This is a genomic window from Colwellia sp. SU-HH01172, assembly GCF_057553355.1.
Genome location: NZ_BAAJMB010000004.1, coordinates 360,905 through 385,129 on the forward strand (window position 1 = coordinate 360,905; position 24,225 = coordinate 385,129).

General features: G+C 38.6%; 21 protein-coding genes. 13 read left to right on the plus strand and 8 right to left on the minus strand.

The genetic code is table 11. The features are described from left to right. The first annotated feature begins 22 nt into the window (after positions 1–22). From accA to AC27JP_RS13070, 4 genes are all read left to right on the plus strand, one after another. Entirely contained in the window at positions 23–979 is a 957-nt protein-coding gene (gene accA / locus AC27JP_RS13055; protein WP_487115757.1) for an acetyl-CoA carboxylase carboxyl transferase subunit alpha, read from the plus strand. A 73-nt stretch (positions 980–1,052) separates the two neighbouring features. Beyond that, positions 1,053–2,423, plus strand: a complete 1,371-nt coding sequence (tilS, locus tag AC27JP_RS13060; RefSeq protein ID WP_487115759.1) for a tRNA lysidine(34) synthetase TilS — start codon at positions 1,053–1,055, stop codon at positions 2,421–2,423. A 73-nt stretch (positions 2,424–2,496) separates the two neighbouring features. Next, the gene (locus AC27JP_RS13065) at positions 2,497–3,684 is read left to right on the plus strand and encodes a dicarboxylate/amino acid:cation symporter (protein ID WP_487115761.1); all 1,188 of its coding nucleotides are present in this window, start codon (positions 2,497–2,499) and stop codon (positions 3,682–3,684) included. A gap of 166 nt (positions 3,685–3,850) precedes the next feature. Further along, positions 3,851–4,420, plus strand: coding sequence for a PhnA domain-containing protein (locus AC27JP_RS13070; RefSeq protein WP_487115763.1), 570 nt, complete (start codon positions 3,851–3,853; stop codon positions 4,418–4,420). A 102-nt stretch (positions 4,421–4,522) separates the two neighbouring features. On the opposite strand, the gene AC27JP_RS13075 is transcribed toward AC27JP_RS13070, so the two are convergent. Together AC27JP_RS13075 and AC27JP_RS13080 are read right to left on the minus strand one after the other, a co-directional pair. Beyond that, positions 4,523–4,975, minus strand: a complete 453-nt coding sequence (locus AC27JP_RS13075; protein WP_487115765.1) for a methyltransferase family protein — start codon at positions 4,973–4,975, stop codon at positions 4,523–4,525. A gap of 204 nt (positions 4,976–5,179) precedes the next feature. Beyond that, positions 5,180–6,928 carry an endonuclease gene (locus tag AC27JP_RS13080; RefSeq protein ID WP_487115767.1) on the minus strand — a complete coding sequence of 583 codons (1,749 nt, stop codon included), beginning with the start codon at positions 6,926–6,928 and terminating at the stop codon, positions 5,180–5,182. Positions 6,929–7,508: 580 nt separating this feature from the next. On the opposite strand from AC27JP_RS13080, the gene AC27JP_RS13085 reads away from it, so the two are divergent. Continuing rightward, positions 7,509–8,387, plus strand: a complete 879-nt coding sequence (locus tag AC27JP_RS13085) for a DMT family transporter (RefSeq protein WP_487115769.1) — start codon at positions 7,509–7,511, stop codon at positions 8,385–8,387. A 176-nt stretch (positions 8,388–8,563) separates the two neighbouring features. On the opposite strand, the gene AC27JP_RS13090 is transcribed toward AC27JP_RS13085, so the two are convergent. Continuing rightward, a complete protein-coding gene (locus AC27JP_RS13090; RefSeq protein WP_487115771.1) occupies positions 8,564–10,420 on the minus strand; it encodes a DUF885 domain-containing protein in 1,857 nt (618 codons plus the stop codon). A 260-nt stretch (positions 10,421–10,680) separates the two neighbouring features. On the opposite strand from AC27JP_RS13090, the gene AC27JP_RS13095 reads away from it, so the two are divergent. After that, on the plus strand, positions 10,681–11,127 hold the full coding sequence (locus AC27JP_RS13095; protein ID WP_487115773.1) for a GNAT family N-acetyltransferase: 447 nt from the start codon (positions 10,681–10,683) through the stop codon (positions 11,125–11,127). Positions 11,128–11,221: 94 nt separating this feature from the next. Here the strand turns inward: AC27JP_RS13095 and AC27JP_RS13100 are convergent, their stop codons facing one another. Both AC27JP_RS13100 and AC27JP_RS13105 read right to left on the minus strand, forming a co-directional pair. Beyond that, positions 11,222–12,583 carry a M20/M25/M40 family metallo-hydrolase gene (locus AC27JP_RS13100; RefSeq protein WP_487115775.1) on the minus strand — a complete coding sequence of 454 codons (1,362 nt, stop codon included), beginning with the start codon at positions 12,581–12,583 and terminating at the stop codon, positions 11,222–11,224. A 98-nt stretch (positions 12,584–12,681) separates the two neighbouring features. Further along, positions 12,682–13,215 carry a YaeQ family protein gene (locus AC27JP_RS13105; RefSeq protein WP_487115776.1) on the minus strand — a complete coding sequence of 178 codons (534 nt, stop codon included), beginning with the start codon at positions 13,213–13,215 and terminating at the stop codon, positions 12,682–12,684. 255 nt (positions 13,216–13,470) lie between these two features. Here AC27JP_RS13105 and AC27JP_RS13110 point away from each other — a divergent pair, with 255 nt between their 5' ends. The 3 genes from AC27JP_RS13110 to AC27JP_RS13120 all read left to right on the plus strand — a co-directional run bounded on the left by AC27JP_RS13110 (position 13,471) and on the right by AC27JP_RS13120 (position 17,784). Beyond that, on the plus strand, positions 13,471–14,601 hold the full coding sequence (locus tag AC27JP_RS13110; protein WP_487115778.1) for a pyridoxal-phosphate-dependent aminotransferase family protein: 1,131 nt from the start codon (positions 13,471–13,473) through the stop codon (positions 14,599–14,601). Between the two features lie 246 nt (positions 14,602–14,847). After that, on the plus strand, positions 14,848–15,615 hold the full coding sequence (locus AC27JP_RS13115; RefSeq protein WP_487115780.1) for a hypothetical protein: 768 nt from the start codon (positions 14,848–14,850) through the stop codon (positions 15,613–15,615). A 117-nt stretch (positions 15,616–15,732) separates the two neighbouring features. Beyond that, entirely contained in the window at positions 15,733–17,784 is a 2,052-nt protein-coding gene (locus AC27JP_RS13120) for a fused MFS/spermidine synthase (protein WP_487115782.1), read from the plus strand. Between the two features lie 82 nt (positions 17,785–17,866). Here the strand turns inward: AC27JP_RS13120 and AC27JP_RS13125 are convergent, their stop codons facing one another. Then, the gene (locus tag AC27JP_RS13125; RefSeq protein WP_487115784.1) at positions 17,867–18,286 is read right to left on the minus strand and encodes a VOC family protein; all 420 of its coding nucleotides are present in this window, start codon (positions 18,284–18,286) and stop codon (positions 17,867–17,869) included. A 155-nt stretch (positions 18,287–18,441) separates the two neighbouring features. Continuing rightward, positions 18,442–18,915 (minus strand): hypothetical protein, encoded by a 474-nt coding sequence (locus AC27JP_RS13130; protein ID WP_487115786.1) that lies wholly within the window; start codon positions 18,913–18,915, stop codon positions 18,442–18,444. Positions 18,916–19,465: 550 nt separating this feature from the next. Between AC27JP_RS13130 and hflK the strand changes: the two genes are divergently transcribed. From hflK to AC27JP_RS13150, 4 genes are all read left to right on the plus strand, one after another. Beyond that, entirely contained in the window at positions 19,466–20,542 is a 1,077-nt protein-coding gene (gene hflK, locus AC27JP_RS13135) for an FtsH protease activity modulator HflK (protein WP_487115788.1), read from the plus strand. Next, positions 20,539–21,525, plus strand: a complete 987-nt coding sequence (gene hflC / locus AC27JP_RS13140; protein ID WP_487115790.1) for a protease modulator HflC — start codon at positions 20,539–20,541, stop codon at positions 21,523–21,525. The genes hflK and hflC overlap by 4 nt, the downstream gene beginning before the upstream one ends. A gap of 58 nt (positions 21,526–21,583) precedes the next feature. After that, complete coding sequence (locus tag AC27JP_RS13145) at positions 21,584–21,760, plus strand: hypothetical protein (protein WP_487115792.1); 177 nt, start codon at positions 21,584–21,586, stop codon at positions 21,758–21,760. A gap of 131 nt (positions 21,761–21,891) precedes the next feature. Then, positions 21,892–23,289 carry a class II fumarate hydratase gene (locus tag AC27JP_RS13150; protein WP_487115794.1) on the plus strand — a complete coding sequence of 466 codons (1,398 nt, stop codon included), beginning with the start codon at positions 21,892–21,894 and terminating at the stop codon, positions 23,287–23,289. A 77-nt stretch (positions 23,290–23,366) separates the two neighbouring features. Here AC27JP_RS13150 and AC27JP_RS13155 read toward each other — a convergent pair whose 3' ends face one another. Then, positions 23,367–24,137: a phosphocholine cytidylyltransferase family protein gene (locus tag AC27JP_RS13155; protein ID WP_487115796.1), complete on the minus strand. Its 771-nt coding sequence runs from the start codon at positions 24,135–24,137 to the stop codon at positions 23,367–23,369. Positions 24,138–24,225 lie beyond the last annotated feature (88 nt).

The window sequence follows — 24,225 nt, forward strand, 5'->3', positions numbered from 1 at the left end:
CAACATAGGTAAGAATAATCATATGTCATTAAATTTTTTAGATTTTGAGCTGCCAATTGCGGAACTTGAAGCAAAAATTGAAGAATTACAGTTGGTCAATAATGGTCAAGAGCTTGATCTTGATTTAGAAGAACAAATCACCCAACTACGTGAAAAAAACACTGAGCTAACGAAGAAGATATTCTCTGGTTTAGATCCATGGCAGACTGCACGTGTGGCTCGTCATCCACAGCGTCCATATACGTTAGATTACTTACCACGTATATTTACTGAATTTGATGAACTAGCAGGGGATCGTGCCTATGCTGATGATAGCGCTATTGTTGGCGGAACTGCGCGTTTAGACGGTCGTCCTGTCATGGTTATTGGCCATCAAAAAGGTCGTTCAACCACAGAGAAAGTGAAACGCAATTTTGGTATGCCACGTCCAGAAGGTTACCGTAAAGCACTACGTTTAATGAAAATGGCTGAACGCTTTAACATGCCTATTATTACCTTTATTGATACACCGGGTGCTTATCCAGGTATTGGTGCAGAAGAACGTGGCCAAAGTGAAGCAATTGCGACTAACTTAAAAGTGATGGCGCGTTTGAATGTACCAATTATTTGTACGGTTATTGGTGAAGGTGGCTCTGGTGGCGCACTAGCCATTGGTGTTGGTGATAAAGTGAATATGTTGGAATATTCAACTTATTCTGTTATTTCTCCAGAAGGTTGTGCATCAATTTTGTGGAAAACGGCAGAAAAAGCGCCAACAGCTGCTGAAGCTATGGGCATTACCGCAAAGCGCATTAAAGAATTAGAGCTGATTGATAATGTTGTTGAAGAGCCATTAGGCGGTGCGCATCGCGATATGGATCAGATGGCGGCACTGTTAAAACAAGCGCTGAAAACCGACTTAGCTAAGCTTGATGAATTATCTAAAGAAGAGTTAATTGATAAACGTTACGACAAACTGATGTCGTTCGGTTATTGTTAAGCTAATAAAAAAGCGACCAAATTATTGGTCGCTTTTTGTTTCAACTGACCAATATACCTACTGAACTTAATTCGTGAATATTATCGAAACAAGGCTATTAGCGTTTTTTAGTAAGCTCGCTAACCAGACTATCATTGTTGCTTATAGCGGTGGCGTTGACTCACAGGTTTTACTTGCGGCTTTATCGAAACTAAAACAGCAGAAAAAACTAAGCAATACCATTAAGGTTTGCCATGTTAATCACGGTTTAAGTGCTAATGCTCAAAATTGGCAGGACTTTGCAACGCAGCAATGTCAGCAATTCTCATTACCGCTAACCATTCATCAACTAGCATTAAAAAAGCTGCCACAACAAAGTTTAGAAGCAACTGCGCGCGATGCTCGATATCTATGTTTGGTTGAATCTAGCCCTGAGCCTGCTTTTATTGTCACCGGTCATCATCTTAATGATCAAGCGGAAACTTTCTTGTTAGCGTTGAAACGTGGTGCTGGTTTAAAGGGCCTTTCGGCAATGTCTGCCCAAACTCAATTAGCCCAGCATACATTGCTGCGTCCGCTACTTAATATTTCTCGAGAAGATATTGTCGACTACGCAGAGCAACACGCATTATCTTGGATAGAAGATGAGTCTAATCAAGATCAAGTCTTTGATCGTAACTTTCTTCGCCATACTGTTATTCCTGAATTGACCGCACGCTGGCCAAGCTTTAATAACACGTTAAGTCGCAGTGTTAGCCACTGCCAAGACGCTCAATTGTTACTAAACGAAGTGGCAGAAGAAGACTTTAGCAAAGTCATATTAGCCGATAAAGTGTTGTCGATTCCGGCACTATTAAACTTAACTGCGTTACGATTTAACAATGTGATACGTTATTTTTTAGCAATGCATGATAAATTGATGCCAAGTAGCGCTCAATTAGCACAAATTTCTCAGCAAATATCTGCCGAGAATGATAAAAATCCCTGTGTGAAAATTAACGATTATTGTCTTCGTCGCTATCAACAACAGCTGTATTTGACCGAGGACTTTGTCAATATCAGTGCTTGGCAGCAACAAGTAGTGATTGCGCCAGAGGGCACTCATATAGAACTACCGGATGGTTTAGGCAAAATTCAATTTGATGTTATCGATAGCGCTAACAAGATGGGCAGTAATGATATTGGCCGCACAGAAGCCGGAATAGTTGCACCAAAAGCTGGGCAAATCGTGACTGTTCGATTTAGTCATAACAACCCGAAATGTTTACCGCATTTTCGCGATAAATCGCGTGCGCTTAAAAAAGTGTTACAAGAGGCAAAAATACCAACATGGCAACGCCAACGTATTCCTTTTATTTATTATGATGAAACCTTAGTTGCGGCACTTGGGCTATTTGTTTGTAAAAGTCATTTACCACAACAAGATAGCAGCAAATTAAAGCTTGTCTGGCTTGAAAATAAATAATTAGGTTAGAATAGAATTATTATCGCTATTACAGCGAATAAATCTCAATATTATTATAACAATCGGAGTTTTTATGAATTTAGTGCTAAAGCTTATTGCTGGCATCGTTTCGGGTATACTCATTGGTCTATTTGCCCCTGATTTCCTGGTGCAACTGACCTTTACTGTGCAATCATTTGTTGGACAACTGATCAAGTTTACTATTCCACTGATTATTTTATTTTATATTGCTAGTGGCATTGCTTCTTTGCCGCAGGGCTCAGGGGCATTGTTGGGAAAAACGGTTGGTTTAGCGTACGGTTCAACTATCGTTGCTGGTGCACTGGCCTTTATTGTTGCCAGTAACATCTTACCTGGCTTAATTTCAGGTAATGCATTAGAAGCAGCGACTGAAGGCGAGAAGTTAAAAGGCTTTTTGGATATCAGTATTCCGCCATTGTTTGATGTGATGACGGCATTGGCGTTAGCGTTTATTTTTGGTATTGGCATTAGTGCAATTAATGCTAATTCATTGCGAGCTAATTTAAATGAAGCTCGTGATGTTATTGAAATGCTGTTAAGCAAAGTCATTATTCCTGCATTACCTTTTTATATTGCTGGTGTATTTGCTGAAATGACGGTTGACGGCACTGTGTTTTCAACCTTACAAACCTTTGGTTTAGTCTTGGTGCTTGCCTTAATCATGCATTGGCTTTGGATCACTATTTTATATGTTGCAACTGCAATGGCGATGAAAAAATCTCCTGCTTCTTTATTGAAAAATATGCTACCAGCCTACTTTACCGCCTTAGGGACTATGTCGAGCGCCGCAACTATTCCGGTATCTTTACGTGCCACTAAGGCCAATGATGTTAGTGATGGCGTTGCTAATTTCACTGTACCGCTATGTGCGTCTATTCATTTAAGTGGTTCAACAATTACCATAGTTACTTGTGCGACGGCCGTTATGTTATTAACACCTGAGCTTGCGCTACCCGGTTTAGGCGGCATGATGGGCTTTATTTTGATGCTTGGCGTTGTCATGATTGCAGCACCTGGCGCGCCAGGCGGTGCGGTAATGTCGGCATTAGGATTACTAGCCAGTATGCTTGGCTTTACCGATGCCGCGCTAGCCTTAATGATTGCGCTTTACTTAGCACAAGACAGCTTCGGCACAGCGTGTAATGTTACCGGTGATGGCGCTATTGCCATTTGGGTAGACAAATTTGCTGGTGAAGGTAGTGCTTTAATAGCGGAAAGTGAAGCCAGCAAAGAAACCTAATTTTTATTATTTGATGAAATTAAAAGGTGGCGATGCCACCTTTTTTGATCTACCTGTCAACTAGGTTTGATTTTAAATCAATAAGCCTTATTTAAATGCTAAATCTTCTACCATAGCTTGGGCAACATTGGCATAATAGCGACAAATTTTTTGTGGGTATATTATTATGGTAACAGAACAAGCAGTAAAGCAACGCAGTAATTCAAGCTGTGAATTTTGTGCATCAACCGATGGCTTAAGCGTTTATCCGGTGCCACCAACAAGCGACTTAAGTGCACAGCAAAGCATTTATTTATGCAGTAATTGCTTAGGGCAAGTGGAAGGTAGCATTGAGCTTGACCTTAACCATTTACGTTGCTTAACAGATGCAATGTGGAACCAAGAACCCGCAGTACAAGTAATGGCTTATCGTATGCTTCATAAAGTATCAACGGAAAGCTGGGCACAAGATGCACTTGATATGATTTATTTGGAAGATGACGTTAAAACGTGGGCGGAGCAGGGCATTGCTGCAGCAGAGCGAGAAGGGCCGACACGTGATAGTAATGGTGCTGAATTACAAGACGGCGATAATGTGACTTTGATTAAAGATTTGAAAGTTAAAGGGGCAAATTTTACCGCTAAGCAAGGAACTATGGTACGTGGTATCAGCTTAACCGATAACCCTGAGCATATTGAAGGTAAAGTTAATGGTACGCGTATTGTATTAGTTTCAGCGTACTTGAAGAAAGCATAATATTAACTAGCCCGAATTCAGGTTAACTAGAACAATGGCGAAAAGCACTGATGATAGCTAGTTTATTATCAGTGCTTTTTATTATTTGCAGTTAGCGAATGATTAAATCCAGCGGCGAACTTGTTGTTGGTAATCGAGATATTCTTGGCCAAAGTGCTTTGTTAGCATGCGCTCTTCAGGAATGATTTGGTATTTTGTTATGTACCAAATAAAAACGCCACAAATGGCAAAGGTCATAATATTTTCTAGGTGCAGGGCGTAGGCGATAAGTGCCAGTAACATCGCCAGATACATTGGATTTCGTGAATAAGCATAGATACCACTATTAACCACTTTAGATGATGTTTCGGGTTTACTTGGATTGACCGTCGTTTGATGTTTTCTAAAGCTATAAATTGCCAGAAAGCCAATAATAATGCCTATTAAGGTTAAAACCGCGACGGGATAAATACTCAATTGCATTGTATACGCGAAAGTTGGCATTGTCGTTTCTATAATAGTCATGAGAATCAAGGCAATAATCACCTGAACAACAGGAATAACTTTTAACTCCATTGAGTGTCCTTAAATTAAGTTTTTGATGATAGTAATTAATGTTAATTTATCAGGGAATTGCTAACAATTACATGTTTGATGGTTAGGGTTGGAATTTTAATTTTACGTTAATGTAAAAAAGGCTAGCTGACCATGAAGAAAGCTAGCCTCAATAACTTATGAGTAAAACACTCATAACACTAAGATACTCTAATATATAAACTTTTAGAAAGTAATATTCCACTGGTTTAAGTTGCCAGTATCTTGTTGGTAATTATCACTGACAGATAACTGCCATTGACCTTGTGCAAGTCCTGAAGTATTTACCGTGTAGGTTTCAATTACATTATCTGCACTATCACTTCCTGACAAGGTTTTCAGCGTGTAGGAACTACCATCAGGTGCAATTAAATTTAAGCTTATGTCACCACGATATGTGTGAGTTATATTGACCGAAACGGTAATCGTACCGGCATTACCAGAACGCTGAACATCAATATTACTTACAACGTTGGCGTTATCGGGGATGGCAGTAACTGTGCTATTTTCAAATACGTTTTGCTCAACACCAGAACTAAAAGTTTGATTATTATTTTTGTTTCCTGTGGTGCTTATTGCAGCTGACTGCCAATTGAAATCACTGTATTTACTACCTGTACCTGACAATTGCAATGAGAAACCAGCTTGCGTATTAGAGGTTTCCGAAACGCCTATATCAGTAGAGGTTACGCCATTTGCTAAGCCATCTGTGGCGGTAAGTTGTCCTTCATAACTTAAAAACTGGCGCACTTGATTATTACTATCAATCAACGCGGCACCGTCAGCACTGCCATTTTGTAAACCTGAAAATGCAAAATTTAGCGTACCAAAGCCGTTTGACTGATTGGGAATAACACCTTGAAGAGCTACTGTTTTATAAGCTGCGCCATTGGTTCCATTATACGCTACCAGTTGCCAGCCGCTAAGGTTAACACCTGCAGCACCTGCTAATTCAACGGCTTCATTTATATCGCTGCTGTTGTTGTCATAGTGAATTTCATTTATCCATATATCGCTATTGTTGCCCGTTGGTGGCGTTACACCTGTGCCACTGCAAACGTCTTCGAAAATGCAGGCAGCATATTCAGGACGATCGACAAACGGATTACGGTTTCCTTGCTGCGCATGTACCGCATCGTTATGTCTTCTTTCATAATCGTCTACAGGATCATCTTTATGCCATTGAATGAGTACTGATTTTAGTCCCATATAAGCAATACTAACATTTTCCCCGGTTTTTGAGCTGGCAATTAAATTGCGATCATCTGTTAAAATTAAATCTGGCTCACTTACGCCTGTTACGCCATGTACACCGCCTTCATATCTAACGGCCAAATACATTAGGGCACGAGCAACATCACCTTTACGACCGATCCAAGTTTGCCAAGTTCCAGTATGACCTGAACCTTTGGTCAGGTTATGTTCACCTGCGCCACCACCACGAGTATTAGTAAAATCAGTTACTTTTTCTGTGCAGTCACTGGCACAATTTGCATAGGGTTTATTGCTTCGGCTTGAGTTATAGCTGCTGTCGGCAATAAATAGGTGATGGGCATCAGTATAAGGATAATTACTAGCGCCATCCTTTGGAAAACCATAAGATTTCGGCCAGCTGTGCTCTCGATTATAATTGTTATTGCCACCACCAACTTTTGCGTATGAGATATTTTTATAGATGCTAATAACGTTGTTGTTATTGTTTGGATCTTGATCTGCAGCTTCCAATATATCCCATGTATCGGTTGCTGAAGAGGTGTAGGGGAAGCGTTGATGATCATCAATAATGTCATGTAAGCTTTGCTTCAATACTGATGCATTAGCCGTATTAACTGAGTCATAGTAGTTTTGAGGTTCAGCTGCATGAGCTATGTTAGTAAGGCAGACAGACAAACCAATAGCGTATTGGCATGCCCGAGTTAAAATTGCAGATTTCATTCTATTTCTCTCTTTTTATTGTTTTTGTTTTATTAGCCAATTAGCAGACAAAAAAATAGGCACGAATTTTCATTCTGCCTATTCCTTGAGCAAGTACTGTCTAATTGGTCAACAAAATACTAGCAAAGTTCTGTTACACTTTCATTAAAATAAGTTAATAAAATGTTAATTGATTGGTTGGTGGTGTATAGCGCATGGAGCTTATCGCCAATTAAGAGAATAAAACTTCAATATGTGTCGTTTAATAATGTTATAGATATTGACATTCATTTTAATTCTCGGCATTGTGAAAATGAATTTAATAAACACTTATAACAGAGTAATTTAATGCTTCCACTAATCCGAAATATGATGAATAGACTAACCAATCAGCAGATTAATAATGTCAATCGCTGGCTGCTAGTTTTCATTCTGTCGGGTAATAAGTAAGGTTTATATTCTACTTCAAACCGCAGATACTCAGACTGCGGTTTTAATATTGTCATTTCAAAGCTTCAGTCTCTTTTCTCGGTAATTTTCAACCATATTAATGTGTGCATTCAAAAGTACTTGTGCACGAGTTATTCAAAGGAGAAAGGTAATGCCAGTTTCAGTGGCGTATTTAGCAGTGGTAATTATTTGGTCAACGACACCGCTTGGTATTGTTTGGAGCAGTGAATCTGTTAGTCCAACATTAGCGGTATTTATGCGTATGTTGATTGCGATAATTCCTGGGGTGGTCATTTTGAAACTCGCTAATATAAATTTACCTTGGTCGAATCAAGCGCGAAAAATATATGCTTATTCAAGTATCGGAATTTTTGGTGGTATGCTTTTTTCTTATTTTGCCGCTCGATATTTATCGTCAGGTTTAATGTCATTGGTTTTTGGATTATCACCAATACTTTCTGGCTTACTAGCGCAGAAAATTCTTGCTGAGCCTAAGTTTACCCGAGCTAAACTATTGGCATTGACGGTGGCCTTACTAGGCTTATTGGTCGTGTGTTATGATAGTATTTCATTGAATGAAAACAGTATTCTTGGCATTGCCTCTATTTTACTCGGTGTGTTCTTTTTTAGTATTAGTGGCGTGATGGTGAAAAGTGTTGCTATTGAAATTCACCCCTTAGCAACAACGGTGGGAGCATTAACTTTTAGTGTGCCTTTATTTGCACTAGTATGGTTTTTGACCGATGGAACTTTGCCGTATCAAGACTGGCAAGCGCGCTCTATTTGGGCAATTTTATATTTAGGCATATTTGGCTCTTTGGTTGGCTTTTTAGCATATTTCTTTATTTTGCAGAAACTACGAGCCAGTACTGTTGCCTTAATCACTATGATGACACCAATTTTTGCCTTGTACTTAGGCGCAGTCTTAAATGATGAAGTTGTGAGTTTAAATTTAGTGTTTGGTGCGCTGTTAGTGATGTGCGGTTTAGCCATTTATCAATGGAGTGGCAAAGTTAAACGGGTAAAATAACGCCAGTTCAGCTAGGGATAAAACATAGCATTAACGGAGTGCATTGATAGTTAAAATTTAGTGCTAAATAGATAACGGAATAGATAAGGTAATAGATAGTCGAGTAGAGAGCTGAATAAAAAGGCCAAATGACTAGTCATTTGGCCTTTTGTTATTATTTTTTATCGGGTTTTTATTTAGCGGTTTATGGCTATATAGTCGTTAACCATAGCTTCAAGTACGTTAAGCGGCACGGCGCCATTAGTTAACACAACATCATGAAATTGGCGAATATCAAACTTATCACCTAACTGTTGCTTTGCCATTTCTCGTAGCTGAACAATTTTCAACATGCCAATTTTATAAGCTGTCGCTTGAGAAGGCATCACCACATGGCGTTCAACCATTTTAACGGCGTCAGACTTAGCATTTGGCGTATTGGCAACATAGTATTCAATACCTTGTGCTCGAGTCCACTTTTTATTATGAATGCCGGTATCAACAACTAAACGACAAGCACGCCATAATTCCATGGCTAAGCGACCAAAGTCAGAATAAGGGTCTTGGTAAAAGCCAATCTCTTTTGGGATCATTTCTGAATATAAACCCCAGCCTTCACTGTAAGCGGTATAACCACCAAACTTTCTAAATTTAGGAATGCCTTCAAGTTCTTGTTTAAGCGCAATTTGCATATGATGACCAGGAATACCTTCGTGGTAGGCTAATGCTTCCATTTGATACGTTGGCATCGCCTCCATATCGTAAAGGTTAGCGTAGTATATGCCAGGTCTTGAGCCGTCAGGTGCTGGTTGTTGATAAAATGCCTTACCTGCAGACTTTTCTCTAAATGCTTCAACTCTTTTAACTTTTAGGTCAGCTTTTGGTTTAGTGATGAATAACTGATCTAATTCGCCTTTCATGGTATTAATTAAGGCGGTTGCCTCCGTTAAATAACGCTGACGGCCGGCATCGTCGCCTGAATAATAAAACTGCTTGTCGTGGCGCATAAATTGGAAAAACTCAGTTAATGAGCCTTTAAAGCCAACTTTAGTCATTATTACCCGCATTTCATCGTGAATACGCTTTACTTCATTTAAGCCAATTTTATGGATTTCATCTGAGCTTAAATCTGTTGTCGTTGTGCGGCTTAAGGCATTGTTATAAAAGTCGTTACCTTGAGGAAATTTCCATGCGCCGCCGTTATTGTCTGCTTTTTTCTCAAGTGCAGTTAAATAAGTTACCAGTTGTTGATAACCCGCTTTAAATTCAGTCGTAAGTGCTGAGCTAAGTTCGGCAGTTAACGATTTTTTTGCGGCCGGAGAAATATCTAATTTTGCCACTTTACTGGTGAAGTCAGCATACAAAGTACTATCGGCTTTTTTATCAAATGGTGCACCGACAAGTAAGTTATTTGAATCTCGGATAACGTGTTCAAAAACAAATTTTGGCGCAATAATGCCTTTATCTTCTCTGATTTTAAGCTGTTGTATTAATTGCTCTAGTAATAGCTTTGAATTTTTTACACGGGCAATGTAATCGCGGGCTTGTTTTTCATCTTTGATGCTATGTTGGTTTATCAATAATGATGGTATTTGCGAATGGACACCAAACATCTGGTTGACCGGATAGTTATGATGACGCCATTGATAATCCGCTATTTGTTGCTCAAGTTTTTGTGACAATAGCTGGTAGCTTAATTTTGTTTGCTTATCTAACAAGTTGGTATCAATGACTTGAATACGTTTTAGCGCTTGTTTGGCGAAAGTAAGCTCTTTAGCGCTGTTTTCCTCTGACAGGTTTTGCCATTTATCGTAGTCAGTTTTGATGCCTAAATAAGTTTGGCGTACTGGGTTACGGTTTACACCTTCCATAAAAATTTTATCGAATAATTCATTGGCGGCTTTTGATGCTGTGAAGGTATTTTCGCTGAGCATGCTTGTGCTATTTTCCGCGGTAGCCGTACTGCCTGTGGATGTTAGCTTAGTATTTTGAGCGCAACCAATTGAGATAGCAGCTGATATTGCGATAACTAATAAAGATTTATTAAAGGTCATAAAGGATTCCTAATTTGAACAATAAACTATTTTGCCGTTATTCTGATCACATGATCAAGCAAAGCACGCTCAGCGGTTTAATTATTGCGATAGTTAACCGCAATAATTAAACCGTTAACGATAATATTTACCGTGAGTTCTTTTGATAGGAGCTTTATTTAATTACTGCTACTCGGTAGACTCTAACAGAAATCAGTTTTAGCAAACGCTAACTATTAATTAGTGAATTTGGCGAGGTAATAACGAGTGCAATTTCCACAATGATTTCTTTTCGCTTAGCAAATGACGCGGATAAAGCCTTTTTATTGTCTCTGCGAAAGGCGTCGATGAATGAGCATTTGCATGCTGCCGGTTTAGTGTTGAATGATCAAGAGCATATGGAAAGAATTGAAGAATTTTATGCTGATTCTCACCTGATTTTATATCAACAGCAGGCTATTGGTTTACTTAAACTTGGCATGTTCTCTGATCGTATACATATTCGTCAATTTCAAATATTACCTGAATTTCATGGTAAAGGTATAGGTGGTCGAATATTACTTATGCTCAAGCGTAAAGCCATTGAAAAGCAGGTGAGTATTACCTTGAATGTCTTGTTAAAAAATCCAGCTATAACACTTTATTTAAGGCATGAGTTTGCTGTTGTCGGTAATAATGCTTTGGAATATAACATGCGTTGGCAAAGGCCAGTGACAACTTTAGACTGAGTTTTGACTGTTTGAGCACTGCCATTTTATGTACAAAAGCCAAAGTAAATACTTTGGCTTTTGTATGTTTGATAACACGGTTTGTGGCAGAGGCTTAGTAAATTTTACCGGAAGCACGCACCTGCTCTTTATCAACCCGAGTTGGCGTTACCTCACCATTAACCAGTGATAGTGTTGCGGTTGCTAAAGACTCTATGACTTTATGCATCGAGGTTAAATCTAAGCTACTAATATCATCAGATGTTTGGTGGTAATGTTGATCTTTATCGAGCTGAGTGCTACTAAAACTATGGGCAGGTACACCTAATCGAGCCAACGTGGCATTGTCTGAACGATAAAACAAACCTTGTTCTGGATATGGGTCGGCAAATATTTCAGTGTTAGTAGCGGCAAGTTTTTCATTTAAAAGCGTACCCAAATTTGAACGCTCCATACCTGTCATCCAAACCGTGCCTGCGCCAAATTTTGACGGTTTACCTATCATTTCAATATTGATCATGGCTACAACGTCGTCAGGGTTAAGCTGCTGTGAAAAATACTTAGAGCCAAAGCCGCCAATTTCTTCTGCAGTAAAGGCGCTAAACATTAAGGTTCGTTTGTTATTGTCTTTTTCTGCGTAATATTGCGCCAAGTTTAATACTGCTGTGGTACCCGATGCGTCATCATCGGCACCATTATATATTTGCTTACCGTCAGGCGTGGTGCCTAAGTGATCATAATGCGAAGAATAAAGGATTATTTCATCGGCTTGTTTATTATCATTGCCGGTAGCGGGTAATACGCCAACTACATTAGTTAACGTTTGTTTGGTAATTTCTGCACTAGCGCTGACACTATATCTTTCAATGTTTGTTTCGTCACTTAATACCATGACAATAGCACCACGGTGTTCAAGTGACAGTTTAGTTAAACCACGCTTGAAATAGCCTTGGTAACCTTTAAACAACTTTGTGTGAGCGGTGTTAATAATGACTAAATGCTGACCACCACTTTGATTCAGTTTGCTTAGGGTTGCACGCATATCATCATCTTTACCGATAATATGCGTTTGAGCACTACCTTGCTGCCAACTAAGCTTTGCCATTGTTGATGCTATGGCTAAATTTTCATCACTAATGTCGTTATTGTTTAATGAAACAGCTAGCGCTTGCGGCTTAATTTGATGTACCGTAAAGCTTTGTAAAAAACTCCCGTTTTTATTTGAAGCTAAGGGCTTTAAGCCAATGTCGGCAAAACGTTTAGCAATGTAATTTGCCGCTTTGTCAATTTCAGGGCTAAAGCTGGCTCGCCCTTTTAAGTCGTCGCCCGCTAGATAGGTAATATCCTTGATCACTTGCTCTGACGGAATCATTTCGGCAATACTGGAAAATGTACTTGTCATGGCGACTGCTGCCACTAAAGCTTTTAATTGAAAATGACTAGGTGTTGTCTTTTTGGTATTAAAAATGTTCATCATATTTATTATCATCGTTATTAATGAGTTAATACTATTGAGGATTTGAATTAAGAAATCAACACCTTAGTACATTGGATTAACGTGTAATTTCGCGGTGGCTATTTCAGCTTAGTTAATTCTACTAATAGCGTTTCTTCGCCACTGCTTAACCACAGTTGACCGTCTTGAATGCTGACTTGAAATTCCATAGAACGATCAGCTAATTCAGCTAATGCTTGTGAGGTTTCTTCACTAAAACTTTCTATACTCAGCTTATTGAATTGATTTAACTTACTTTGAGATTGTTGCCACCAAGTATCAACACTAGTGCCGTAACAATATAGCTTTACTTGTTTAGAGCGGTTGCAGGCTTTTTTCAAGCGTTTTTCATCTAGCTGACCTAATTCAATCCAAAGCTCAATTTCTTCACTGTAGTTTATTTGCCAAATCGCCGCTTCATCTTCATCACTAACACCTTTACCAAACTGTAGGTCTTCATGGGCATTAAGTACATAAGCCATCAGTCTGATCATCATGCGACGGTCAGTTTCAGATGGATGTTGCGCTACGGTTAGCTGAAGAGTGTCGTAATAGTTACGATCCATATCAGATAAATGGATTGTTGCTTTATTAATCGTTGATTTTAAGGCCATAGCGTCTTTTAAGAGGTTCGAAAATTAATTGAGCATATTAACGCGTATTTTCTTTATGTGATAGTAACTTATATGCTGTTAATAAATTAATTGCCATATCTTAAGTGAATAGCTAGCATAATGTGGATTAATTTAAGTGATGTAAGTATTGGTGTTAGACTGAGTTTGGTTTATTTTTCAGTTTAAAGCCTAGTGTGCATTTAAAATGAAAATCACTTGAGCTCAAAATACTCTTTTTATACGGAAGCAACAACTATGACCATTCAATCGTTTATTCCACCACAACGTACGTTAATGGGACCCGGCCCATCAGATGTTAGTCAACGGGTATTATCAGCACTGGCAAGGCCAACCGTCGGTCATTTAGACCCTAGCTTTATAAATATGATGGATGAGCTAAAGCAGCTATTGCAATATGCTTTTAAAACCGAGAACGGCAATACTATGGCAATTTCGGCGCCAGGCTCTGCTGGTATGGAAGCTTGTTTTGTTAATCTGGTGACACCTGATGATACGGTTGTTGTTTGTCGAAATGGTGTTTTTGGCGCTCGCATGATTGAAAACGTTAAACGAATTGGAGCTAATTTAGTTGTTGTTGATTCACCATGGGGCAGAGCGGTAGAGCCTCAACAGCTTGAAGATGCATTGAAAAACACCCCTCAAGCTAACTTTGTTGCTTTTGTTCACGCAGAAACCTCAACAGGCGCGTGTTCAGACGCTAAAACTTTATGTGAAATTGCCAAACGACATCAGTGCTTAACCATAGTCGATGCGGTAACTTCGTTGGGTGGTATCGAGTTGCGAGTTGATGACTGGGGCATTGATGCCATTTATTCAGGTAGTCAAAAATGTTTATCATGCGTACCGGGTATTTCACCGGTAAGTTTTAGCGAACATGCTAGTGATATCATTGCCAATAGAACCTTGCCCGTGCCTAGCTGGTTTTTAGATCAATCGTTAGTAATGGGCTATTGGTCAGGTGAAGGTAAACGCGCGTACCATCATACGGCGCCAGTGAACTCATTATACGCTTTGCATGAGTCGTTAGTGATGCTGCAACAAGAAGGTATCGAAAATTCTTGGGCACGGCATCAATTACAGCATGATAAGTTGGCACAAGGATTAACCGATTTAGGTTTAGACTTTATCGTGCCTGAGCATGAAAGGTTACCACAATTAAACTCAGTCTATATTCCAAGTGGAGTTGATGATGCCAAAGTGCGTCAGTATCTCTTACAAGAGTATAACCTCGAAATTGGTGCTGGCCTTGGACAATTTGCTGGGCAGGCATGGCGCATTGGCTTAATGGGCTATGCTGCTAAGAGTGAAAATGTTGCTTTATGTTTAGCTGCACTTAAAGATGCGTTAGATAAGTTTCGTCATTGATACAAGCAAACTAGCGGATTTTCAATTGTGTAGTTAATAGAGTTGATTTTTTGATTAACAGATAAAACGGCTAGCTTGCAAACCGATTAATCTTTGCTAGGCTTTAGCCGTTCTTATGCGAATTACACAGGCGTATTTTTTACACAGTAGAAAGCCATAAGCTTCCGGTGTTAGGGAACTGGAGTGCTAGTTTATGCGTTATTTCAGGTGCAATTCTCTGCATAGTCTTCACATTGAGGAGTCATAATGCAAAAAATCAATCTTGTAAAATTATTCAATAGTTTCATTATTTCTATCATTCTTACTTTCAGCACTTTATCTCAAGGTGCTGAAAATAAGGCTAACTTAGCTGATGTTTGGATCATGGTGCCACATGAAGGTAAGTCGGCTAAATTTGAATCAGCGTTTAAAGCACATTTGAAATTTCGTAAAAAACAGCAAGACCCGCGTATTTGGAAAACCTATACGCCGGTTGTTGGTCGTGACATTAGTTTTTATGTTGTTCGTAGTTGCTGTTTAAACTGGGCAGATTTAGATAGTTATCAGCAATGGTCTGATAAAGCAAAAGTACTTGCTCATTGGAATAAAAATGTTGCGCCTTTTGTTAGCCATTACGAACATTATTTTAATGAACTCGATTTTGCTAATAGTCATTGGCCCGAATCGAATGATGGCATGAAATACTTTGCCGTTACACAGTATCGCGTAAAAATGGGCAAGCGAGGAAGTATCGCGGAAGGCAAGAAAACCTTGAGTGATTATGCAAAAGCGATGAAATGGCCATATCATTGGTCGTGGAGCGATCAAATTGGTGGTAAGGAAGGTCTAAGCTTAGTCATTCCATACAATAATTATGCTGATATGGCGCCACCTGAAGAAAGTTTTTACCAAGCGATTGTTAAACATCTTAAAGATGAAGATAAAGCTAAGGCTATTTTTAAGCAGTGGAGTGGTAATTTTAAGTCGACAGATTATACCATTTATCGCGTTCGTCCTGATTTATCAATGAAATAGAATAACTCTAATCGTTGATCTGTTTTGATAATTTATCTATAAAACTATCATTATATTAGTTAACATTGCCTATTCTTGATTAATAGGCAATGTACTCGCCGCTTTAACTTCCCATTTATGAATTTTCTATTTATTACTTTTTTAAGTGCTTTTTTACTATTCCAAGTTCAACCATTAATCGCTAAACAAATATTGCCACATTTTGGCGGTGGTGCAGCGGTGTGGACAGCTTGTATGTTGTTTTTTCAAGCATTATTGTTCGTTGGCTATTTATATGCGCACATACTTACTAAACTACATTCAGTAAAAGCCCAAGCTTATATTCATATGGCTATTATAATTTTTTGCTGGCTATTTTTACCTGTTACATTAGCAAATGTTACGGTTTCTCAAGCAAACTCGCCGTTAGCAGGAATTATGGTGTTATTGGGCTCTTCTGTTGGCCTGCCTTATTTTTTACTCGCTACGACAGGGCCATTATTGCAACGTTGGTTGAGTGTCATTGAACTAGAAAAACTACCCTATAAACTTTACTCCTTATCAAATGCTGGCTCATTGCTGGCGTTGCTTAGTTTTCCTTTTATATTTGAACCTTTGTTAACGGTTAAACAGCAGGCAAGTTATTGGTCGATATTGTTTGTTTTGCTAAGCGTATTTTTACTTATGCTGTGTTTTAAGATTGCTAAAGAAAATTTAACCATGGCAACGACGGCGCAGAAATCAACAAACGAACGAAGCATTAACCTTAAGTCGTTTACTTTTAGCCCGATACTATGGCTGTTATTGGCTGCGGTTGGTGTTGTACTGTTAATCTCGACAACGAATGCCATGACCCAAAACCTTCCGCCTGTGCCATTTTTATGGGTAATGCCGTTATGTCTTTACTTGCTAAGCTTTATTATCTGTTTTCATAGTCCTCACTGGTATGTGCGTTGGTATTGTTTCTTATTTTTTGCAATTGCGGGCGTCGTCGGCTTGTTGATGTACTTTATCGGCTCACAGTTTGGCATTGTTTGGCAAATTTTCATCTATGCCGCGATTATGTTTAGTGGTTGTATGATTTGTCATGGCGAACTTGCCAAATTGCAACCGAAAGTAGAACAATTAACATTTTATTATTTAATGATCGCGTTAGGTGGCTTTATCGGTAGTGCGTTTGTTACCTTTGTTGCACAACAGTTTTTTCAACAATTTAGTGAGTATCCGTTAGGCATTATTGCCGTTTTTATCTTAATGGCCGGTAGTGTGCGATTAGTAGGTAAAACTAGTACTGTATTAGTGATAGCTAATCTTAGTGTTGCTGTGTTGTTAGCCGCTAGCTATGCTTATCTTAATCAGGCGTTTGTTAAAACTAATGTCTATAGCGAAAGAAACTTTTACGGCATTATTAGCGTAAAAGATGTCAAAATTGACGGTAAAATGGAACGACGCTTGATTGATGGCACCACTTCTCATGGCACGCAAAGTTTAGAAACTGACGAAGCATTAATCCCATTAAGTTACTACCGAAAAAATACAGGCGTAGGTGTTGCTATTTCGGTATTACAAAAGCAAGCCTCATTAACTGGCATAAAGGCAGGTGTTGTTGGCTTAGGTGCAGGTACGCTTGCCGCTTATGGTAAGGCAAACGACGAATTTCACTTTTATGAGCTTAATCCCGCAGTAATTAAGGCTGCAAATAACTATTTTAGTTACCTTTCAGGATCGAAAGCTAAGCTGAGGATAAGTCAAGGCGATGCTAGGGTAACACTCAGCGAACAGCTAAAAACACAAGGTAGTCAGCAATTTGATTTGTTGGTTATTGATGCTTTTGCAGGTGATGCTGTGCCTCAACATTTATTAACACAGGAGGCATTTGAATTATATTTTCAGCATTTAACGCCTGAAGGTGTTTTAGCCATACATGTCTCAAATAGTCATTTAAATTTAGCGCGTTTGGTTAATGATACGGCTGCAGAACTAAATAAAGTATCACGCTATTTTTTAACAAAAGCCATGCAAGCTCAGCAAAATGATGCGCAATGGATCTTATTGTCAAATGATATAGCGGCTTTTGATAATAGTTTATTGAAGGCTTATTCAAGTGAACGTTTAAAAGAAAACTTAAGCGGCAAGGAACGTATTGTTTGGACTGATGATCACAGTAATTTGTTATCGATATTAAAATAAGACGGGAATTTTTTACTGGATAGTTAATAAAACTAAGAACTTTAGCTGAGTTGCCAGAGTTCTTAGTTTTAAATGGCAATTTTTACCAACTGCCCGTGTTTTCCATGCTCAGCCAAGGTTCTTGTGGCGTTAAACGTTCGCCTTTTTGTAGTAGCTCTATAGAGACATTGTCAGGCGATTTAACAAAAGCCATATGACCACAACGTGGAGGACGATTAATAATTACTCCAGCGTCCATAAGCTTTTGACAAGTTTGATATATGTCATCAACTTCAAAGGCTAAGTGGCCAAAATTTCGGCCAACACTATATTCTTCTTCGGAGTCCCAATTGTGAGTTAATTCAATTTCAGCTGCGCCAGGCTCAGTGGCTAAAAAAATTAAGGTAAATTTCCCAGCAGGTACGTCTACACGTTTTGTTTCAACTAAGCCTAACTTAGTAATGTAAAAGTCTAATGATTGTTCAACGTTTTTTACGCGAACCATAGTATGTAAAAATTTCATTAATTATTTATCCATTTTATCTTTAAATTCACAACAAACTTAGATTGTTTGGCCGCAATCTATCCTGCAATAGTAAAATATTTAAAAACTTTGCCGAGAAACTCTTTTAGTTATTGATAGAAAACTATAATTTACAAATCAATAGCCTAATTTAACTACAAATTAATTGTTCTAATTAGAAAATAACTTGGCCAAATCTCACGTACGTCGCTTTCCCAGTTTGGGTCAATATTTCCTGCAGAATCTTGTAACAGCCAAACCTTTGCCCATTTTTGAACGTTCTTACCAGACTTGCTAAGTTTTAACGGTAAAAAACGACGTTGATAGTTTCTTTTTTGATATTCAACCACACTACGATTTTTTGCTCTACTGTGCAAAGCGCTTAGCGCTGTGCTGATCAGCTCAACTTGAGATAAAGGTAGTAATTTTTGATTTTTTAAGCAAACTAATATTTCAGCTTTTTTAATACATATCTGCATGTAGTCATCTAGATACGGAGTATAAACCATTCCCGTTAGCCCACGAATAGAAACAAGCTCTCTATCTGCTAATTCCTTTAATGGGATAAGTTTCTGATTAATTTCATACAGCTCACTAATTACATGAGGTTTATCTTTTAATTTCGCCAATAGCTCTTTCTCTTATAATTTAACATTGTGCCATGAGTACGCTTTGCCGATAACCTTTTTGTGAAAGCTCTTCACTTAAAAATAACCATAGAAATAGGCGCTTATTTAACAATGCTTGCAATGAATTTGCTCAATTTATCCATGCACAACTTACTTCGTGGTTATTTGTTATCCAACAAGCTTTATCAGTACGAATAATATAATAAATAGTATCAACTTTGGTTCGAGCGATACCGTCTCGGTTAAGCTATTCTTCTGGCAATTCGGTAATATGCTGTACTAACAGGGAGATTAAAATTTTGTGTCATGCATAAAGGCTATTGCTGTAGCCCTGATCTACAAGGTCATTTGAAATGAATTCAAACAAGGATGTGTCACAATGAGAATAACTCAAATGAGATAAACTTAACTACATCCTGTCTTACGAATGAAAGTTAACATTAAGCTGTTAATTATACAACATTAGGCCTACACCTTGATTGTTTGATTTTTGACCATATATATAAATAGTAGGCGATCAATTCAGGTCATTTACTTAGAGGGCATCACTATGCCTACCAATGTTGACCCACCTCCTCGAAATCCATGGAGTGATAAATCACCAATCCCACCAGATATAGACAAACTCTTTAACGAAGGAATGTCTAAATTTCAGCGTTTTCTGCCCGGCGGAAAGCCATTGAATTTTTTATTGCTGCTGCTTTTCATTCTCTTTGGATTTACTGTTTGGACGTCGGTATACACTATACCAAGTGATTCAGTTGCTATTGTTAAACAATTTGGCAAGTATGCAAGAGAAGTGTCGCCAGGGCTGCACTTTAAATTACCCTTTGGTATTGAATCAGCGACAATTGTTCCTGTTAAGCGTCAATTAAAACAAGAATTTGGCTTTACAACGTCAGGCGCGCAAGACCCTTATCAAAATAGTCTAAACCATGATGAGCAGCGTGAAACACAAATGGTCACAGGCGATCTTAACGCCGCGCTTGTAGAATGGGTTGTACAATATCGCATTTTGGATCCGGTTAAGTTTTTATTTGAAGTTAGGGAGCCCAGTGAAACGCTGAGGTATGTCTCAGAGTCGGTGATGCGTGAAGTGGTAGGTGACAGAACGGTTGACGAAGTGATTACCATCGGTCGACAAGAAATCGAGTCACAAGCATTGATGAAAATGCAAACCCTTTCAACCAAATACACTATGGGCATTAGTATCGATCAAGTACAGTTAAAAAATATTAACCCACCTAAACCAGTACAGGAATCTTTTAATGAGGTGAATCAAGCGCAGCAAGAAAAAGAAAAGCTGATCAATGAAGCTAGAAGAGACTACAACAAAGTTATTCCGTTAGCGTTAGGTGAAAAAGACCAACGAATTCGTGAAGCCGATGGTTATCGATTAAAGCGTATTAATGAAGCTGAGGGTGATATTGCCAGGTTTGATGCTTTACTTGCCCAATACATTAAATCACCAGAGGTGACACTTCGCCGTATTTATATTGAAACCATGCAGCAAGTTTTACCTCAGGTTCATGCGAAAATTGTCATCGACAAAACCACCAATAATATATTGCCACTGCTAAACCTTGATCAACCAAACAACACGTTAAAAGTAGGAGAAAAACGATGATCTCCAAAAAAATTGCTATTTTCTTAATATTACTGGTGGGCGTTGTTATTGTGCTACAGCAAACATTATACACAGTGGATGAAGTAGAGCAGGTGATTATTACTCAGTTTGGTAAACCTATTGGAGAACCGGTAACTAATGCAGGGCTAAACGCTAAAATGCCTTTTATTCAATCGGTTAATGCCATTGATAAACGTATATTGGAATGGGATGGTGCCCCCTCAGATATGCCAACCAAGGATAAGTTATACATCTCAGTAGATCTTTTTGCTCGTTGGCGAATTACCGATCCTCTCCAGTACTTTTTAAGATTACGAGATGAACGCAGTGCGCAATCTCGGCTGGACGATATTTTGGGCAGCGAAACTCGTAATGCCGTGGCAAAACATGAATTAATTGAAATTATTCGTACCACTAATGATCGTCAACCACTGCGCGATGCCATGTTAACTGAGGCCGAAAGAGACTTAAAAATGGGTAATTTAGTCCCGATTAAAAAAGGCAGGAAATGGGTCGAAGAAGAGATATTTAGTGCCGCTGCTGAAAAAGTCAAAGTGTTCGGTATTGAGCTGCTTGATATTCGCTTTAAACGCATTAATTATAATGAAAGTGTTCGGCCGAAAATTTATGATCGAATGATCAGTGAACGTCGACAAATTGCGGAGCGCTTTTTATCTGAAGGGAATGGCGAAGCGGCAAGAATACGAGGTAATCGAGTTAGAGATCTCAATAAAATACAATCTGAGGCTTATAAAGAAGTTGAAATAATTAGGGGGTTAGCGGATGCACAGGCTGCTGATATTTATGCTTCCTCATACAGCCAAAGTGCTGAGGCAATACACCTTTACCAGTTTACTCGTACGATGCGAGCATATCCGGACATTATTTCTGACAATACCACTCTTGTTATGTCAACTGACAGTGATTTATTTAAGTTTATCAACGGCATTAATCACTCAGGCAATATAACACAAGTGAAGTAGCTTGCTAAATTTGCGGGTTTTGTGGCGCTTTTCCCGTATAAAGTTTATTGGAGAAACCATGATAACCACAGTTAATGACCAAAGAGTACTGATGGAAAAGTATGGCATTTTTTGCCAGCAGAAGACGATTTATTGCTATAAACAATTGCGCTTCAATAACTTTCAAGATGCGTTGAATGTTGCGGCTTTAGAACAGGATGTTCCAAAGGAACGATACCATGCGACCGATAAATAAAGCAGCGTAACAGGACAGCGACCTAATTGTATAATCGATAATAGCCAATATGACGAAAATATGATTGCGGGCTATTGGCTATTAACTAAGTAAACACGTGATATTTTGTCTTATTTGGAAAATCCATCATTATGAAAAAGTACACTACAGCTCATAATCCAGAACCAGATGTTGCCCCTAAAGTACTTTGGGGCGAGCAAACCCGATTATCGTTAAAATTTTTTAATATTGGTAAGCATTGCTTCTCGATTGAATTTATCGATGCTCTCGTCAATATCAAGCGAGCTTGCGCTCAAGTTAATTATGACGAGGGGTTATTAAGTGATGGTTATTTGCAGGCTATTTTAAACGCATGTGACGAGCTTTTAATAAAGGATTACCCCGAACAATTCCCTTTGCGCATTTGGCAAACAGGCTCGGGCACACAAACTAATATGAACGTTAATGAGGTGATTTGCTCATTAGCTAATGAGTTTAGGGAACAAAAGTGCTTTGAGAATCATCAACTTGACTATATCAACAATCCAATTCACCCTAATGATCATGTCAATATGTCTCAATCATCTAATGATGTCTTTCCCTGTGCAATGCATGTGGTGGTTGCCACCTTAACACAAAGCCACTTACTTAAGTCTTTGACGCATTTATATGAAAAGCTTAGAAATAAACAATGGGAATTTAAAGGTGTAACTACCGTTGGACGAACACATTTGATGGACGCCGTTCCTTTACCAGCAAGTGCGGTTTTCTCAGGATATTGCGAACAATTAACCCACGCTCAATTAGCGATCAGCGAAAGTTTACGCGATATTTATCAACTGGCAATTGGTGGTACTGCGGTTGGTGGAGGAGATAATGCGCCAGCGAATTTTGGTAGTAAGGTCGCATTAAAGCTAGCAGAGCACTATCAGCTAACATTTGAAGCTAAAAGTAATCGTTATGCTGCTGTATCAGGAGAAGATGCACTCCTACGCTACAGTGGCGCATTAAAACAACTCGCCAATGTGCTGTTTAAAATAGCTAATGACTTTAAATTGTTAGGTAGTGGGCCTCGTTGTGGTTTTAATGAATGGCAGCTACCTGCGAATGAACCTGGCAGCTCAATTATGCCGGGAAAAGTAAATCCTACCCAATGTGAGGCATTGAGTATGGTTTGTTTACAGGTATTCGGTAATGATTTAACCGTTTCGTTAGCTGCCATGAATGGCCAACTGCAACTTAATACCTATCGGCCCGTGATCATTCATAATGTAATGGAAAGTATTGAATTATTAAGCGATGCAATGACATCTTTTGCCGATAACTGTGTTGCTGGACTGCAACTAAACGAAGCACAAATTGACAGTAATATGAGTCAAAATTTGTCAGTGATCACCATACTTGCACCGACACTGGGCTACGATGTTGCAACAAAAATTGTCCATGAAGCAAATAATAAAAATATTTCATTGGCACATGCTGCACAGCTGCTTGGTTTATATACTTCTGCGGAGTTTGAAGCTTTATTAGAAGAAAAAGTTCAACGTTAATCTTCTCTCTAAGAATGAAAGTTAACAAGCAAGATCTAACAACATGACCTCGCTTTATTCTACAAATTGTTTTTATGTCAAAAAATACTTTTTGCCAAATCAAAGTCAGCTAGCGTATCAATTTCTGTCCATTTATCGCCGGTAATATCTAGGGTATTAAAAGTCGTATTTTTTTCAATTAGTCGTTCATAAGCGGCTTCATAATAAGCTTGATGATTGTTTTTATCTTTCATCATCAACCTTAGCTCACTAAATAATAGCTCTGCGCTTTCATGACTAATTTTCTCTATACCTATGGACTCTCCTATCGCCTCTTGAGGGGCGACTTCCTTGCTTGCTTTGAGCACTTTTCCTTGTACATCTATAATCACTTTAATTTCTTCTGCATCAAGATTGATATCTTTATCAATACATAACACATTGCGGTATTTGCTCGCGATAAGCTTGTTAAGAATGGTGAGTTCAAAAACGACATCAGCATCAAATTTTATAAAGTCACAGTTTTTAACAAACGGTTCAGTCAGCATTAACGAGTAACCAGTATTGGTCGTTTCATAATATTCATTCACAACAAATTGAATATTAATATCAGGAAAATTAGCCGCTATGTAGTCTTTAATTTGCTGCTGTAAATACCCCAAAACAATGACGACATCATTAATGCCACAGGATTGCAAGTGTGACAGCATCATTTGCAAAATTGTATAGTTACCAATTTTTAATAAACTTTTTGGGCAATTATCTGTTAGTGGCCTAATTCTAGAGCCTACTCCGGCCGCTAAAATAATAGCTTTTAGCGTACTTTTTGTTGTTTGTGACTGTGCTTGTGCTTCGATAATTGAATTCATACTCAAACCTTATTTGTTGTTGATAAAAAGACTAAATGTTACGAGGGGTTAATCTTTTATTATTAGTGGATTTATACTCGTGCTTTGA